The sequence below is a fragment of the Pseudomonas sp. Leaf48 genome, from assembly GCF_001421885.1.
GTDB lineage: Bacteria > Pseudomonadota > Gammaproteobacteria > Pseudomonadales > Pseudomonadaceae > Aquipseudomonas.
Window position 1 is genome coordinate 46,465 of record NZ_LMLH01000005.1, and the last position, 16,188, is coordinate 62,652.

General features: G+C 59.3%; 11 protein-coding genes. 5 read left to right on the top strand and 6 right to left on the bottom strand.

Annotated features, from left to right (window positions below; genetic code table 11):
• Positions 1-84: 84 nt before the first annotated feature.
• The gene (gene hydA, locus ASE98_RS05925) at positions 85-1,524 is read right to left on the bottom strand and encodes a dihydropyrimidinase (RefSeq protein ID WP_060540453.1); all 1,440 of its coding nucleotides are present in this window, start codon (positions 1,522-1,524) and stop codon (positions 85-87) included.
• Between the two features lie 549 nt (positions 1,525-2,073).
• On the opposite strand from hydA, the gene ASE98_RS05930 reads away from it, so the two are divergent.
• The 4 genes from ASE98_RS05930 to ASE98_RS05945 all read left to right on the top strand — a co-directional run bounded on the left by ASE98_RS05930 (position 2,074) and on the right by ASE98_RS05945 (position 7,088).
• Complete coding sequence (locus ASE98_RS05930; RefSeq protein WP_060540454.1) at positions 2,074-3,558, top strand: NCS1 family nucleobase:cation symporter-1; 1,485 nt, start codon at positions 2,074-2,076, stop codon at positions 3,556-3,558.
• 142 nt (positions 3,559-3,700) lie between these two features.
• Positions 3,701-4,984 (top strand): Zn-dependent hydrolase, encoded by a 1,284-nt coding sequence (locus ASE98_RS05935; RefSeq protein WP_060540455.1) that lies wholly within the window; start codon positions 3,701-3,703, stop codon positions 4,982-4,984.
• Positions 4,985-5,161: 177 nt separating this feature from the next.
• The gene (locus ASE98_RS05940) at positions 5,162-6,658 is read left to right on the top strand and encodes a helix-turn-helix transcriptional regulator (protein WP_060540456.1); all 1,497 of its coding nucleotides are present in this window, start codon (positions 5,162-5,164) and stop codon (positions 6,656-6,658) included.
• Between the two features lie 178 nt (positions 6,659-6,836).
• Positions 6,837-7,088 carry a DUF1652 domain-containing protein gene (locus tag ASE98_RS05945; protein WP_060540457.1) on the top strand — a complete coding sequence of 84 codons (252 nt, stop codon included), beginning with the start codon at positions 6,837-6,839 and terminating at the stop codon, positions 7,086-7,088.
• Between the two features lie 484 nt (positions 7,089-7,572).
• Here ASE98_RS05945 and ASE98_RS05950 read toward each other — a convergent pair whose 3' ends face one another.
• The 4 genes from ASE98_RS05950 to ASE98_RS05965 all read right to left on the bottom strand — a co-directional run bounded on the left by ASE98_RS05950 (position 7,573) and on the right by ASE98_RS05965 (position 11,231).
• On the bottom strand, positions 7,573-8,340 hold the full coding sequence (locus ASE98_RS05950; protein WP_060540458.1) for an SDR family oxidoreductase: 768 nt from the start codon (positions 8,338-8,340) through the stop codon (positions 7,573-7,575).
• Positions 8,341-8,384: 44 nt separating this feature from the next.
• Positions 8,385-9,452: a phosphotransferase family protein gene (locus tag ASE98_RS05955; protein WP_060540459.1), complete on the bottom strand. Its 1,068-nt coding sequence runs from the start codon at positions 9,450-9,452 to the stop codon at positions 8,385-8,387.
• 145 nt (positions 9,453-9,597) lie between these two features.
• A complete protein-coding gene (locus ASE98_RS05960; protein WP_060540460.1) occupies positions 9,598-10,563 on the bottom strand; it encodes a 2-hydroxyacid dehydrogenase in 966 nt (321 codons plus the stop codon).
• Positions 10,564-10,751: 188 nt separating this feature from the next.
• Positions 10,752-11,231, bottom strand: a complete 480-nt coding sequence (locus tag ASE98_RS05965) for a DUF4822 domain-containing protein (RefSeq protein WP_060540461.1) — start codon at positions 11,229-11,231, stop codon at positions 10,752-10,754.
• 554 nt (positions 11,232-11,785) lie between these two features.
• Here ASE98_RS05965 and ASE98_RS05970 point away from each other — a divergent pair.
• Positions 11,786-13,066 (top strand): serine/threonine transporter, encoded by a 1,281-nt coding sequence (locus ASE98_RS05970; RefSeq protein ID WP_060540462.1) that lies wholly within the window; start codon positions 11,786-11,788, stop codon positions 13,064-13,066.
• 190 nt (positions 13,067-13,256) lie between these two features.
• Here the strand turns inward: ASE98_RS05970 and acnB are convergent, their stop codons facing one another.
• On the bottom strand, positions 13,257-15,857 hold the full coding sequence (gene acnB, locus ASE98_RS05975; RefSeq protein WP_060540463.1) for a bifunctional aconitate hydratase 2/2-methylisocitrate dehydratase: 2,601 nt from the start codon (positions 15,855-15,857) through the stop codon (positions 13,257-13,259).
• Positions 15,858-16,188: the final 331 nt, after the last annotated feature.

A 16,188-nucleotide genomic window follows, 5' to 3' on the forward strand; every position in this document is an offset into this window, starting at 1 on the left:
TGAGAGCTGGCCTGCCACAGTTATTTCGATCAACCGGGATCCCTGTGGGAGCGTGGCTTGCCCGCGATAGGCCGCAGGCCGCTCTCAGCGTTTAACAGCAACCGGCTGATTCAACTCAGCCCGCTTGCTCAGCAAATCAAACACCGCCGGATAAGCCGGCCGCTCGATATAACGCCCGGCACCGCGCTCGGCCCGCAGGTCGCCATCGGCCCAGACCACACGCCCCTGGCTGATGGTATGGCTGGGCACGCCGCGTACGGTCTTGCCTTCGAATATGTTGAAGTCGACCTGCTGGTGATGGGTCTTGGCGGAAATGGTGCGTGTACCTTGCGGGTCCCACAGCACCAGGTCGGCATCGGCACCGACGCGGATCGCACCCTTGCGTGGATAAAGGTTGAAGATCTTCGCTGTGTTGGTGGAAGTCAGCGCCACGAAATGCTGCATCGACAGGCGACCGCTGTTCACCCCTTCATCCCACAACACCGCCATGCGGTCTTCGATGCCGGCGGTGCCGTTGGGGATCTTGCTGAAGTCGTCGCGACCGGCGGCTTTCTGCTCGGCGCAGAAGCAGCAATGGTCGGTTGCGGTGGTGTGCAGGTTGCCCGACTGCAGCCCGTGCCAAAGCGCCTCTTGGTGACCGCGCGGACGGAACGGCGGGCTCATCACGTAACCGGCGGCGGTCTGCCAGTCGGGGTGGCGGTAGACACTGTCATCGAGCAGCAGATGCCCGGCCAGCACTTCACCGTAGACCGGCTGGCCCTTGGCCCGGGCGTAGGTGATTTCGTCGAGGGCTTCTTTGGTCGAGACGTGTACCAGGTACAGCGGCGTACCGAGGGTTTCGGCAATGCGGATGGCCCGGCTTGCAGCTTCGCCTTCCACTTGCGAGGGCCGCGACAGTGGATGGGCTTCCGGGCCGGTCATGCCCTGGGCCATCAACTTGCGCTGCAGGTGATAGACCAGTTCGCCGTTTTCCGCATGCACGGTGGGCACCGCGCCCAGCTCCAGGCAGCGTTCGAAACTGGCGACCAGGGTGTCGTCGGCGGCCATGATCGCGTTCTTGTAGGCCATGAAATGCTTGAAACTGTTGACGCCATGCTGGCTGACCAGCTCGGCCATCTCTTCGCGAACCTGCTCGCTCCACCATGTGATGGCGACGTGAAAGCCGTAGTCCGCCGCCGATTTCTCGGCCCAGCCGCGCCATTGGTGGAAGGCTTCGAGCAGGGATTGTTGCGGGTTGGGAATCACGAAATCGATGATCGATGTGGTGCCACCAGCCAGGCCCGCCGCCGTGCCGCTGTAGAAGTCCTCGCTGGCGACGGTGCCCATGAAGGGCAGTTGCATGTGGGTGTGCGGGTCGATGCCGCCGGGCATCAGGAACTGGCCACTGCCGTCGAGTAACTCGGCACCCGTGGGAAGGTCAAGGTTTTCGCCGATGGCTTTGATCACGCCGTCTGCGCAATAAACATCGGCGCGGTAACTTTCATCGTGGGTAATAACGGTGGCGCCACGGATCAACAGAGACATTCCGAGTTCCTCGCAGGCATGACCGGCTTGTGCCGGTTCTAGATGTTTTATAGGTTGCCATCGTTAGCAGGTTTAATCCTGTCAACGTTGTCAGGAATAGAAGCTAGCTGGTGTTATTGGAATCGGCAAGATTATTTTTTATAAGCTTATATCTGGTTTAACCTGTTGAAAATAAACAACTAAAATCACAAATCCGCAAAATGGTGCATGTCCTCACCATTTTGACGCACTTGACAGGAACCAAATATGGTCAAGATTTCCTATGTGAAATCAGCTGTTTGAAGGTGGTCTATGGTTGCTGCGCAACTTTGAAAAAAACTTCAACGCACCAGATTGAGTCCTGACTGTTCGGACAACTTGCTGGCATTCGGTTTGAGTGGCATGACGAGCAACCGAGGAGTTGATGGCTGAATAAATAAAACTGATAAACATCAGTTGCTTACAAAATGTTTATGGTACTGCCCGATGCGCAAGCGGGGCATCCGGCACGTTTATTGATGCCGCCAGCCCCTGATGTGTAACAACAATCAAAAGAACAGTGGAGCGGCCATGCAACAGATCAGATCGCAAGTGACCGAGCGCGACGGCTTGTTTGAGCTGGAAGCCGGCAGCGATGTACTCGACAGTCCCCGTTACAACCACGACATCGCACCGACCAAGGTGCGCGAACGTACCTGGAATAAATGGCATATCACTGCATTGTGGGTGGGCATGGCGATCTGCGTGCCGACCTACACCTTGGGCGGCGTGCTGACTGCGTACTTCGGCCTGAGCGTGGGTGAAGCGCTGTTGGCGATCCTGTTTGCCAACATCATCGTGTTAATTCCCCTGACCCTCAACGCATTCCCCGGTACCAAGTACGGCATTCCCTTTCCGGTATTGCTGCGTTCTTCCTTTGGCATCCTCGGCTCCAACATACCGTGCCTGATCCGAGCCCTGGTGGCGTGCGGATGGTTTGGTATTCAGACGATGTTCGGTGGCCTGGCGATTCATCTGTTCCTGGGCTCGGTGTTCGAAGGCTGGAAATCTCTGGGGGGGACCGGTGAGGTCATCGGTTTCATGGTGTTCTGGGTGCTGAACCTATGGGTGGTGATTCGCGGCGCCGAGTCGATCAAGTGGCTGGAAACCCTGTCCGCACCGCTGTTGGTCGCGGTGGGCGTGGGCCTGCTGGTATGGGCGATGCCGAATGTGTCGATGACCGAACTGCTGGCCATCCCGGCCAAGCGTCCCGAAGGCGCCGGTGTCGCCAGCTACTTCGCCGCCGGGCTGACAGCGATGGTCGGTTTCTGGGCCACCTTGTCCCTGAACATCCCGGACTTCAGCCGCTACGCGAAAAGCCAGAAGGACCAGATTGTCGGGCAGATCATCGGCTTGCCGCTGACCATGTTCCTGTTTGCCTCCCTCGGTGTGGTGATGACCGCCGCGTCGGTGAAACTGGTGGGCGTGACCGTCTCCGATCCGGTGACCTTGATCGGCCATATCCAGAGCCCGGTCTGGGTCGCTTTGGCGATGGCGCTGATCATCATCGCCACGCTGTCGACCAATACCGCGGCCAACATCGTCTCGCCGACCAACGATTTCCAGAACATCGCGCCCAAGGCGATCAACCGCACCAAGGCGGTGATCCTCACCGGGCTGGTGGGGTTGGCATTGATGGCTCATGAGCTGCTGAAAAAGCTCGGGCTGATCGTTTCGGATCTCAGCCTGGAAACCGTCTATTCCAACTGGCTGCTCGGTTATTCCAGCCTGCTGGGCCCGATCGCGGGGATCATGGTGGTGGATTATTTCCTGATCAAGAAACAGCAGCTTGACCTTGCCGGGCTCTATCGCGATGACGTGTACCCGGCATGGAACTGGAGTGGCTTCATCGCGTTCGGGGTGCCGGTGGTGTTGACGCTGCTGTCGTTGGGCAGCGATGTGTTCAGCTGGTTCTACAGCTACGGCTGGTTTACCGGCTCGGCCCTTGGCGGGGTGATTTATTACGGGTTGAGTGTGATGCGGCCCAGTCCGTCTGTTGCGAAATCTGCGGTATGAGTGATGGCCCCTTCGCGAGCAAGCCCGCTCCCACAGGGGGAACGCATTTCAAATGTGGGAGCGGGCTTGCTCGCGAAGACGGCAGTACAAACACCACCGTATCGTCGGAACAAATCCATAAGAACAGCCAGAGGAGATCATCATGAACGCTGCCCTAGACGTTCTGCAGACCAGCCATCAGCACATCAACCGCGACCGCCTGTGGCAGTCGCTCATGGAACTGGCAAGGCTCGGCGCTACGGTCAAGGGCGGCGTCTGTCGTCTGGCCCTGACCGACCTCGACCGCCAGGCCCGCGACACCTTCGTCAAATGGTGCGAGGAGGCGGGCTGCACCGTCAGTATCGACGGCGTCGGCAACATCTTCGCCCGGCGTCCCGGGCGTAACCCGGATCTGCCGCCGGTGATGACCGGCAGCCACATCGACACCCAGCCCACCGGCGGCAAGTTCGACGGCTGCTTCGGCGTACTGGCCGGCGTCGAGGTGCTGCGTACCCTCAATGACCTGGGCGTCGAAACCGAGGCACCGCTGGAAGTGGTGGTCTGGACCAACGAAGAGGGCTCGCGTTTCGCCCCCTGCATGATGGGCTCTGGCGTCTTCGCCGAGAAATTCACCCTGGAAGAAACCCTGGCCAAGGTCGATGCCGAGGGTGTAACCGTCGGCGAAGCCCTGAACGCCATCGGCTATGCCGGCTCACGTAAAGTCAGTGGCCATGCGGTCGGCGCCTACTTCGAAGCCCATATCGAGCAGGGCCCGATTCTGGAAGACGAACACAAGACCATCGGCGTCGTCATGGGCGCCCTCGGGCAGAAGTGGTTCGACCTGAAACTGCGTGGCGTCGAAGCCCACGCCGGCCCGACGCCGATGCACCTGCGCAAGGACGCACTGGTCGGCGCCGCGGTGATCGTCGGTGCGGTCAACCGCGCTGCCCTTGGCCATCAACCCCACGCCTGTGGCACGGTCGGTTGCCTGCAAGCCTATCCCGGGTCTCGCAATGTCATCCCCGGTGAAGTGCGCATGACCCTGGACTTCCGGCATCTGGAACCGGCCCGGCTGGACTCGATGATCGCCGAAGTGCGCCAGGTGATCGAAACCACTTGCGAGGAACACGGCCTGACCTTCGAGCTGACCCCGACCGCCGACTTCCCGCCGCTGTACTTCGACCAGGGCTGCGTCGATGCGGTTCGTGGCGCCGCCCGGGGCCTGAGCCTGTCGCACATGGATATCGTCAGCGGAGCAGGGCACGACGCAATCTTCCTCGCCGAACTCGGCCCGGCCGGGATGATCTTCGTACCGTGCGAAGGCGGCATCAGCCACAACGAAATCGAAAACGCCGCGCCGGATGATCTCGCGGCGGGCTGTGCGGTGTTGTTGCGGGCGATGCTGGCGGCGTCGCAAGCCATTGCGAAGGGGGAACTGGCTACTTGAGCGGAAAAAAAGATCGCAGGCTGCGCCAGCTACAGGGTTTCGGGTGTAGAAGCTGGCGCAGGCTGCGACTTTTTGCTTTTGCTCACTTCGTCCTCACAGGTTCTTCGCACGTTCAGAAATGCCTGCGGTCGTACTCTTCACTGGGGCGTGACAGCTCCATCGCAAGGGTGGAACGCAATGAGCCAGGACGTCCTGAGCACCGAAACCAATCGTCGACAGTTGCAGCAGATCATTGCCGGCCTGTCCGACGGGGTGATCGTGCTCGACCCCGAACAGAACATTCTCTGGGCCAATGAAGCGGCGTTGACGATGCATGGCGTCGATCAGGTCGGCGATCTGGGTGCCGACGCCAAGGCCTACGCCAAGCGCTTCGCCCTGCGTTATCGCAACAATCATGTGGTCCCGGCCGATAGCTACCCGATCAACCGCGTGGCGCGTGGCGAGACGTTCAGCGATGTGTTGGTGATGGTGACGTCGGCTGAGGACGAGGAGCGTTGCTGGGTCCATCGCGTACGCAGCATGGTGTTGGCCGATAGCCGTGGCGAGCCGGAATCGCTGGTGTTGATCATGGACGATGTCACCGATTGGGCCAGCGCCGAGCAGCGGTTCGAGAAGACTTTCTCCGCCAACCCGGCACCTGCGGTGATCTGCCGGCTCAGTGATTTGCGCTACATCAAGGTCAACTCCGGATTCCTCGAAATGACCGGTTATGCCCGCGACCAGGTGATCGGCAGTTCCACCTATGAGCTCGATGTACTGGAGCAGGCCGAAAACAAGGACCTGGCCAAACAGCGCTTGCGCGAAGGGACCACCATTCCACAGATGCAGGCCGAACTTCAGTTGCCCGACGGTGGCAGCAAGCAGGTGATCGTCGCCGGTCAGCCTCTGGAACTCAATGAAGAAGCCTGCATGCTGTTTTCCTTCGTCGACATGGAACCGCGCCACAAGGCCGAGGTCGCCCTGCGCCAGAGCGAGGAGCGTTTTGCCAAGGCGTTTCGCCTGTCACCGGTGCCAATACTGCTATGCGCTGCCAGTGATCAGGTGGTCCTGGACGTCAATGATGCGTTTCTCGATACCCTCGGTTACCCCAGCGAGGAAGTACTCGGCGAGAGCATCGCGCAGGTTGATTTCGTTGAGGACAAAGGCGCCTGCACGCGCCTGTTCGCAGCGCTGGAGAAGAGCGCAAGCCTGGATCGGGTCGATGTGCGCGTGCGTAAAAAAGACGCCGGGCTGATCGATTGCCAGGTGTCTGCCGATACCGTGAATATTCAGGACAGACCCTGCTATCTGTTGGTGTTGATCGACGTCAGCGAGCGCAAACGCACTGAACTTGAACTGATATCGGCCATCGAGGAGGTGATGAAAGACACCTCGTGGTTCAGCCGCACGCTGATCGAAAAGCTGGCCAATGTGAGAAGCGTCAACACGCCGAGGTTGCCCAGCGTGTCCTTCACCGACCTGACCCCGCGCGAGCGCGACGTATTGGGCCTGATCTGCGAAGGTCTGGCCGACAAGGAAATCGCCGCGCGCCTGCAGCTGGCGCCGAACACGGTTCGCAATCATGTGGCGACGGTCTACTCCAAACTCGACGTGCACAGTCGCAGCGAAGCGATTGTCTGGTCGCGTGAGCGTGGGTTGTTCTCCAGCGAGTGGCGGCCCAAGGGCCAGCGCTGAGGTGCAAATGCACCAGAGAGCAGGGTGCAAATTGATGTTTTGACTGGTGGTAGCGGCTCTTACGCTGGCGGAGTACGACAGGTCTGTGCGCAGCGCCTGCGTGTCCCCATTGAAACAGCTCAAGGAACCGCTACATGAAACAACCCTGTGTCGCATTGCGCCTGACGAGGCCTGTGCAATGATTTCCCTCAGCCAGTTGCGGATGTCGATCGAGCGCAGTTTTTCTCCGCTGGCCTGCGAGTGCAGTGTCTCGGGTGATCATTCATTGACCGTGAAGCTTTACCATCCGCTGTCTGGTCAGGTGGACCTGGTGGTCAGCGGCTTGAACATGGCAGCGCTGCACACAGCAGAGTCGGTGGCTGTCCTGATCGAGGAACTACGTTACGAGCTCACGAGTAACAGTCTGCATCGCCCGGACCCGGTGATGTAAGAACTGCCAGATTCTGCTGGCGGCGGCCAACGACTGGGCTATAAGGATTAAGGCAATGGTTTTTTGTGACAGGATCGTGGACTTTGTACGGAGGTTTTGTTGTCACAAAAAAGTGTCGATCACTTATCGTGGGTCAACCTATGAAAAAGTCCGGGAAATGCGTTTTTGCACCGCTCGCACTCTGCGCAGCGATCCTCGGTGGCTGCGCCAGTCCACCACCCCCTCCGCCTCCATTACCGCCGCAGGAAAAAACCTGCGAGACCATGGATAAAACCGATGTGCTGGGCGATGTGCGTGGCGAAAACGGCGAGGTGACCCGAGTCACCACGACTACTCGTTGCGTCACGCAGTAGACCATCCAGTACGCGAAACCCTGTAGGAGCCGGCTTGCTGGCGATTGCTTTGGGTCAGCCGACGGCGGTGTCGCCTGACGAATCGTTATCGCCAGCAAGCCGGCTCCTACCTGTTTGCTCGCAGACGCCAATCAGGACAGGTAGCCGCCATCCACGTTCAGCGACACCCCGGTGGTGTAGCTGGAGGCGTCGCTGGCCAGATAGAGCACTGCGCCCGCCATTTCACTCGGGTCCGCCACGCGCTTGAGCGGAATCTGCTGCAGGGCGGTGTTGAGGATGGCCTCGTTCTTGACCAGCGCCGAGGCGAACTTGGTGTCGGTCAGGCCCGGCAGCAGGGCATTGCAGCGTATGTTGAACTGCGCGCATTCCTTGGCGAAGACCTTGGTCATGTTGATGACTGCAGCCTTGGTCACCGAGTAGATGCCCTGGAAAATGCCCGGCGAGACGCCGTTGATCGAGGCGACGTTGATGATGCTGCCGCCGCCGTTCTCGCGCATCAGTTTGCCGGCTTCCACCGACATGAAGAAGTAGCCGCGAATGTTCACATCGACGGTTTTCTGGAAGGCGCTGAGGTCGGTGTCCAGCACGTTGCAGAACTGCGGATTGGTCGCTGCGTTGTTGACCAGGATATCCAGGCGCCCGAACTGTTCCTTGATGCCGGCGAAAACCTGACTGATCTGCTCCATTTCACCGATGTGGCAGGCGATGGCGGTGGCTTTGCCGCCGGCGGCAATAATCGCGTCGGCGACGTGTTGGCAGCCGTCGAGCTTGCGGCTCGAAACGATGACATGGGCGCCTTGCTGGGCCAGCAGTTTGGCGATGGCCTCACCGATGCCGCGGCTGGCACCGGAGACAAAAGCGATCTTGCCATCGAGGTCGAACAACTGAGTCTTGGACATGGTATTCCCTTATAAAAAGTTTTGTTATCGGGCCACAAGCGTGATCAAAGGCTGGATTTCTGGATGACCTGAAGGCTCATCTGCTCCAGCAGTTTGTTCATGTGAATGAACTGTGCGAAGCGCTTGTCCTGGGTCTGACCATGGTAAAAGCGGTAGTAGATCTGTTGCACGATGCCGGCCAGGCGGAACAGGCCATAGGTGTAGTAGAAATCGAAATTGTCGATGCGGATGCCTGAACGTTCGGCGTAGTAATCGACGAACTCGCGGCGAGTCAGCATGCCCGGTGCGTGGCTCGGCTGGCGGCGCATCAGTTGCACGGGGGCCGGGTCATCGGCTTCGATCCAGTAGGCGAGGGTGTTGCCCAGGTCCATCAGCGGATCGCCGAGGGTGGTCAGCTCCCAATCGAGCACGCCGATGATCTGCATCGGGTTATTCGGGTCAAGGATCACGTTGTCGAAGCGGTAATCGTTGTGGACGATGCTGGAGGTCGGGTGATCGGCCGGCATCTTGTCGTTGAGCCAGGCCTTCACCGCGTCCCACTGTGGCGCGTCCGGGGTCAGGGCTTTCTCGTAGCGATCGCTCCAGCCCTTGATCTGCCGCGCCACGTAACCTTCGGGCTTGCCCAGGTCGCCCAGGCCATAGGCGTTGTAGTCGACCTGATGCAATTCCACGAACTTGTCGATGAAGCTCTTGCACAGGGGTTCGGTTTTTGCGGCGTCCAGGCCCAGTTCTGCTGGCAGGTCCGAGCGCAGGATGATGCCGTTGACCCGTTCCATCACGTAGAACTCGGCACCGATCACCGATTCGTCGGTGCAGTGCACATAGGCCTTGGGGCAGTACGGAAAACCGTCGCGCAACTGATTGAGGATGCGGAACTCACGCCCCATGTCGTGGGCGGACTTGGCCTTGTGGCCGAAGGGTGGGCGCCGCAGGACGAACTCCTGTTCGGGGTATTCGAGCAGGTAGGTGAGGTTCGACGCCCCCCCCGGGAACTGGCTGATCTGTGGCAGACCACTGAGGCCGGGAATGTGCGCCTTGAGGTACGGATCGATCAGGCTGGCATCGAGTTCTTCGCCGGAGCGGATACGGGTGGACTGGTCAGTAAGCGCCATGCTTATCCCTTCTGCTTATTCTGGAGGCCTCAAACTATTGGCTAATCTAATGCGCACACCCTGCACCCACAACCGTGAATGGCTCTTATAGGTAAGCGTGTTGCCGGCCAATCATTGTTTTTGATACAGCTGTTTGAATTTGTCGTCAATGTACAGCACGGCTTTGCGCCGGCGGCAACAGGATCGGCGTCAGTACCGGTTGGCTGGAGAAGAACGCCACCAGGTTCTTGCCCACCAGTTCGACGGTACCCTGGGTTGCCTCCGGGGACAGCCCGGCGACATGCGGGGTGAGGATAACGTTGGCCAGTGCCTTGAATGCCTGGGGTACGTGCGGTTCGTTAACGAACACATCCAGTGCGGCCCCGGCGATCCGCCGTTGCTCAAGTGCGGTGATCAGGTCAGCGGTGGCGATAACGCTGGCCCGGGCGATATTGACGATGAATCCGTTGGGGCCAAGGGCGTCCAGCACCTGGCGGTTGATCAGGTGTCTGGTGCCCACGCCACCCGGCGTGGCAACAACGAGAAAATCCGAGGCCCGCGCCAGTTCGGTGGGGGTCGAGCAGAAGGCGTAGGGCACGTCGCTGCGAAGCTGGCGATTGTGGTAGCTCACGCTCATGTCGAAGCCGGCGTCGGCGCGTTTGGCGATCGCCATGCCGACCGCGCCCAGGCCAAGGATGCCCAGGCGCTTGCCGGCGAGGGACGGGCGCATGATTTTTGGCCATTCGCCGCGTCGTACGGCGGCATCGCAGCGCGGCACATCGCGCACCAGTGCCAATAGCAGTGCCATGGCATGGTCGGCGACGGAGGAGGCATTGACCCCGGCGCCGTTGGTGACAGTGATGCCGCGGTCGGCGGCCGCCTGCAGGTCGACGTGTTCGTAACCGGCGCCGATCACGCAAATGATCTTGAGGTTGGGCAGGGCGGCGATTTCATCGGCATACAGCCCCAGGGGGCCGCGAGTCAGCACGGCATCTATCTGGCCGGCGTGGCGCGAGATGGCTTCGGCTCGCTCGGCGGGCGTGGGTGCCAGGATCAGGTGAAAGCCTTGATGTTCGAGAATCGGTAGGTAGTCATTGATGGTTTCAACCAGTACCAGAACAGTTGCGGGCATTGCTCGGCTCCTGTGATCGTCGGCTTGTCAGGTGCAAAAGGTCGTTTCAGGGTGCTGATTTCAGAAGTGTTTGGCAATGGTGTCCACCGCCTTGGCGGTGTTCTGTAGTCTGGACTGCTTGCCGGAAGAAGCAAATACAGGTTCGAGGTAGTCGCAAGCTCATTTATGGCTCAAGGCGGACGCGCTTGCTACTCCCCTTTATAAGGAGTGTGAACGACATGGATGCGCACCGGCGGGTTGTTTTCCACCATGTCGCGTGGTACTTCTCGAGAGTAGGTGAACTCGGTTTTATTCAATGCTTCCAGGCGCCTGACCACTGTTTTGATGGGGCCGAATTCGGGTACCAGTATGTGGTGTTTTTGATCTCCGGTAACAAAGAAGTAACCGCCACCTCCTTTGTTGTACTTTGAAACTCCCGTGACAGCGTCGAAGAACTCATAGCGATTGGTTTCGAGATCCCAGGTCGATATGCCCACCACTTCGGAATAATCCGCTTTTACGTCAGTTTGAGGCTCGCCTTCTATATAGACTTTGGTTGTCAGCCATCGAGGAGACGATGCCAGCGCCAGTATATCCACGGCGCCAGGGTTTGGTTGTGCAAAGCTGCCTGGCGCACAAAGCAGTGCCGCAAGAAGGAAACATGTAGATGCAATAGTGTGTTTTTGCATGCGGGCAACTCCTGGGAATGGGGGCGCTATCAATTTTCTTGGTTCGGTGAGTAAAAATATAGGCCGGGAGTAGACGCGGTACAATGGTTGGGTATTTGCTTGTAACAGTTCAGTGTCGTTTTAATTTAAGTAGTTTGTTAGTTGTAGTTTTTGTCTGTGTTTTTTGTAGGCATATTCGCTGTTTCCAGGTTGGGGGCAGTCAATGTTTAATTTCACCCCGCCGAGCGCTACCGTTCCCGAGTGGTGTCGCTGGTGTCCATCAAGAAGTCGAGCGTTTGCAGCAAACTGCCAAGGCTCCGTTGAAGGTCTGGCGCAATCTGACAGAAAAGGCTCGATCAGGGCGCGGCGGGTACTTTTCTTGTTCGCGCTGGACGATCCAGGCGTTCCAACGCTCAAGAAAGGTCTATTGGTACTGCCGTTCCTCACCTAAGTCTTTGCTTCTGTTCACTAATCCTCCAGAATCGCGCCCCTGTTTCGGCCATGGCGATGCCTGTCGGGTATTCCGACGCGTCCTGGCCGGGTGGCAAGTGACCGGAATGTGGAGATCCCACCGGATGAATGATCAGGCCAATAGCGTCAACAAACGCTATGTAGCAGCAACACCCGCGACACTTTCGAGCTGGAATCGCCAAGACACCACCTGGATGCTGGGCCTGTTTGGCACGGCAATTGGTGCGGGAACCCTGTTTTTGCCGATCAACGCGGGGCTGGGCGGTTTCTGGCCGCTGCTGATCCTGGCGTTGCTCGCGTTTCCGATGACCTTCTATGCACACCGTGGCCTGACTCGCTTCGTCCTGTCCGGACGCGATGGTGCGGACATTACCGAGGTGGTCGAAGAGCACTTCGGAATCAAGGCCGGCGCGTTGATCACCTTGCTGTACTTCTTCGCGATCTTCCCGATCCTGCTGATCTACAGCGTGGCGTTGACCAATACCGTGGGCAGTTTCCTTGAGCATCAACTGCACATCATGCCGCCCCCGCGCGCCGTGCTGTCGCTGGTGCTGATCCTCGGCCTGCTGGCCGTGGTGCGTTGCGGCGAGCAGATCATCGTCAAGGCCATGAGCCTGATGGTCTACCCCTTCATCGTCGCCTTGCTGTTCCTGGCGGTGTTTTTGATTCCACACTGGAACGGCGGCATCCTGACCACGGCCACCACGCTGCCGGAGCCATCTGCGCTGCTGCGTACCCTGTGGCTGGCGATTCCGGTGATGGTGTTCTCGTTCAACCATTCGCCGATCATTTCGGCGTTCGCGGTCGACCAGAAGCGTCAGTATGGTGAGCATGCCGAAGAGCGCAGCTCGCAGATCCTGTCCCGTGCCCACCTGCTGATGGTGGCGATGGTGCTGTTCTTCGTCTTCAGCTGTGTATTGACCCTGTCGCCGGCACAACTGGCCGAAGCCAAGGCACAGAACCTGTCGATCCTGTCTTACCTGGCCAACCACTTCAGCAACCCGACCATCGCCTTCGCCGCGCCGTTGATTGCCTTTGTGGCCATTTCCAAGTCGTTCCTGGGGCATTACATCGGTGCCAGTGAAGGCCTCAAGGGCCTGATCGTCAAGAGCGGCAAGCGCCCGGCAGCCAAGACCCTGGACCGCATCGTAGCGGCGTTCATGCTGGTGGTGTGCTGGATTGTGGCGACGTTGAACCCGAGCATTCTGGGCATGATCGAAACCCTGGGTGGCCCGGTGATCGCGGCGATCCTGTTCCTGATGCCGATGTACGCCATTCGCAAGGTACCGGCGATGGCGCGTTATCGCGGGCAGGCTTCCAATGTCTTTGTGACAGCGGTGGGGCTGGTGGCTATTTCAGCGTTGATCTACTCCCTGACTGCCTGACCCGCCACGAACTCCCCTTGTGGGAGCGGGCTTGCTCGCGAATGCGGTGTGTCATTTAACACATCGGTTGACTGATTCACCGCATTCGCGAGCAAGCCCGCTCCCACAGGTTTATCGGCGGTAGTTATTCCAGGCATAAAAAAACGCCGCCCATCTCACGATGGGCGGCGTTTTTTATGGCTCTGTAACGTTAGGCTTGAACGACCGGAATGTTGGCGTTCGCAGCAGCTTCACGGAACTCGGCGATCTGGTCGAAGGACAGGTAGCGGTAGACATCGGCCGCCATGCTGTCGATCTTGCCAGCGTATTCCATGTACTCCTCGACGGTCGGCAGGCGACCCAGGATGGAAGCCACGGACGCCAGCTCAGCCGAAGCCAGGTAGACGTTCGCGCCGTCACCCAGACGGTTCGGGAAGTTACGGGTCGAAGTCGACACAACAGTCGAGTTCGGCTCTACACGTGCCTGGTTACCCATGCACAGCGAGCAGCCCGGCATTTCCATGCGCGCGCCAGCCTTGCCGTAGATGCCGTAGTAGCCTTCTTCGGTCAGCTGGTGAGCGTCCATCTTGGTCGGCGGCGACAGCCACAGACGAGTTGGCAGCTGACCCTTGACCTGCTCCAGCAACTTGCCGGCAGCGCGGAAGTGACCGATGTTGGTCATGCACGAACCGATGAACACTTCGTCGATTTTCTCGCCAGCAACGCTGGAGAGCAGGCGAGCGTCGTCCGGGTCGTTCGGCGCGCAGAGCACAGGCTCCTTGATGTCGGCCAGGTCGATCTCGATGATTTCGGCGTATTCAGCGTCTTTGTCAGCTTCCAGCAGCTCAGGGTTGGCCAGCCAGGCTTCCATCGCTTGCGCACGACGTTCCAGGGTACGAGCATCGCCGTAGCCTTCGCCGATCATCCAGCGCAGCAGGGTGATGTTCGACTGCAGGTATTCGGCGATCGATTCTTTGGACAGCTTGATGGTGCAACCGGCAGCCGAACGTTCGGCCGAGGCGTCGGACAGTTCGAAAGCTTGCTCGACGGTCAGCTTGGACAGACCTTCGATCTCCAGGATGCGGCCGGAGAAGGCGTTCTTCTTGCCTTTCTTCTCTACGGTCAGCAAGCCAGACTGGATCGCGTAGTAAGGAATGGCGTGAACCAGGTCACGCAGGGTGACGCCTGGTTGCAGTTCGCCTTTGAAGCGAACCAGGATCGACTCAGGCATGTCCAGTGGCATCACGCCAGTGGCAGCGGCGAACGCGACCAGACCGGAACCGGCCGGGAACGAGATACCGATCGGGAAACGGGTGTGGGAGTCACCACCGGTACCGACGGTGTCCGGCAGCAGCATGCGGTTCAGCCAGCTGTGGATGATGCCGTCGCCCGGACGCAGGGAAACGCCACCGCGGGTCATCATGAAGTCAGGCAGGGTGTGGTGGGTGGTCACGTCGATCGGCTTTGGATAGGCCGCGGTGTGGCAGAAGGACTGCATCACCAGGTCGGCGGAGAAGCCGATGCACGCCAGGTCTTTCAGTTCGTCACGGGTCATTGGACCGGTGGTGTCCTGGGAGCCGACGGTGGTCATCTTCGGTTCGCAGTAGGTGCCCGGACGGATACCCTCTACGCCGCACGCCTTGCCGACCATTTTCTGCGCCAGGGTGTAGCCCTTGGTGCTTTCAGCCGGTGCTTCAGGCTTCTTGAACAGCTCCGAAGGCGGCAGACCCAGCTCGGCGCGAGCCTTCTCGGTCAGGCCACGGCCGATGATCAGCGGAATACGGCCGCCAGCGCGAACTTCGTCCAACAGGACCGGGGTCTTCATTTCGAAGGTGGTCAGGACTTCGTCGGTGCCGTGCTTGCAGACTTTGCCAGCATGCGGGTACAGGTCGATCAGGTCGCCCATGTTCATGCCGGACACATCGAATTCGATCGGCAGGGCGCCGGCGTCTTCCATGGTGTTGTAGAAAATCGGTGCGATCTTGTTGCCGAAGCAGAAACCGCCGGCACGCTTGTTCGGCACGTAAGGAACGTCGTCGCCGAAGAACCACAGTACCGAGTTGGTCGCCGATTTACGCGAGGAACCGGTACCGACCACGTCACCGACGTAGGCGATCGGGAAGCCTTGGCCGCGCATTTCTTCGATCTGCTTCATCGGACCGGTGACGCCTTGTACGTCCGGCACGATGCCGTCGCGAGCCATTTTCAGCATGGCCAGGGCGTGCAGCGGGATGTCTGGACGGGACCAGGCATCAGGGGCAGGGGACAGGTCGTCGGTGTTGGTCTCGCCAGTCACCTTGAACACGCGCAGGCTGATCTTGTCGGCCAGCACCGGACGCTTCACGAACCACTCGCCGTCAGCCCAGGATTGCAGCACGCCTTGAGCGTGAACATTGCCTTTCTTGGCTTTTTCAGAGACGTCGTGGAAGGTGTCGAACATCAGCAGCGTGTGCTTGAGTTCCTTGGCGGCCACTGGCGCCAGTTCGGCGTCGTCCAGCAGGTCCACCAGAGTCACGATGTTGTAGCCGCCCTGCATGGTGCCGAGCAGTTCAACAGCGCGCTTCTTGTCGATCAGGGGGGATTGAGCTTCGCCCTTGGCGATGGCGGAGAGGAAGCCGGCCTTGACATAGGCTGCTTCGTCCACTCCAGGTGGAACGCGATTGGTGATCAGGTCAACGAGGAAAGCTTCTTCGCCAGCCGGGGGGTTTTTCAGCAGCTCAACCAGGCCTGCAGTTTGTTCGGCGTTTAGCGGCTGGGGAACGATACCCAGTGCTGCGCGCTCTTCGATATGTTTGCGGTAGGCTTCAAGCACAGTTATTACCCTCATCAGTGGTCCCAAATGGGTGTCCGGGACGCTCATCCCGAAATTGCCGTACTCATGCGCTGCAGGGCGTTGTGGGCCCATTAGCCAGAATTACCGACAATTCCTTACAGAAGCTGCTTTCAAAGTTTTACGCCTGCAGAACGGGAGCTGATGAGGGTTGGCGCCGAGCTTTTCCCCGCTGGAAAAACCCTTCGCCAACACCGCTCTGAAGGAACGACTGTGCTCGTGACGCTTTGAAAACAGCTTCTAACGGACATTGGCGCCTAAAAAGGCTGGCTGATTCTACGGCAAAAAAATATTAAAGGTAAGTTGCGAGCCT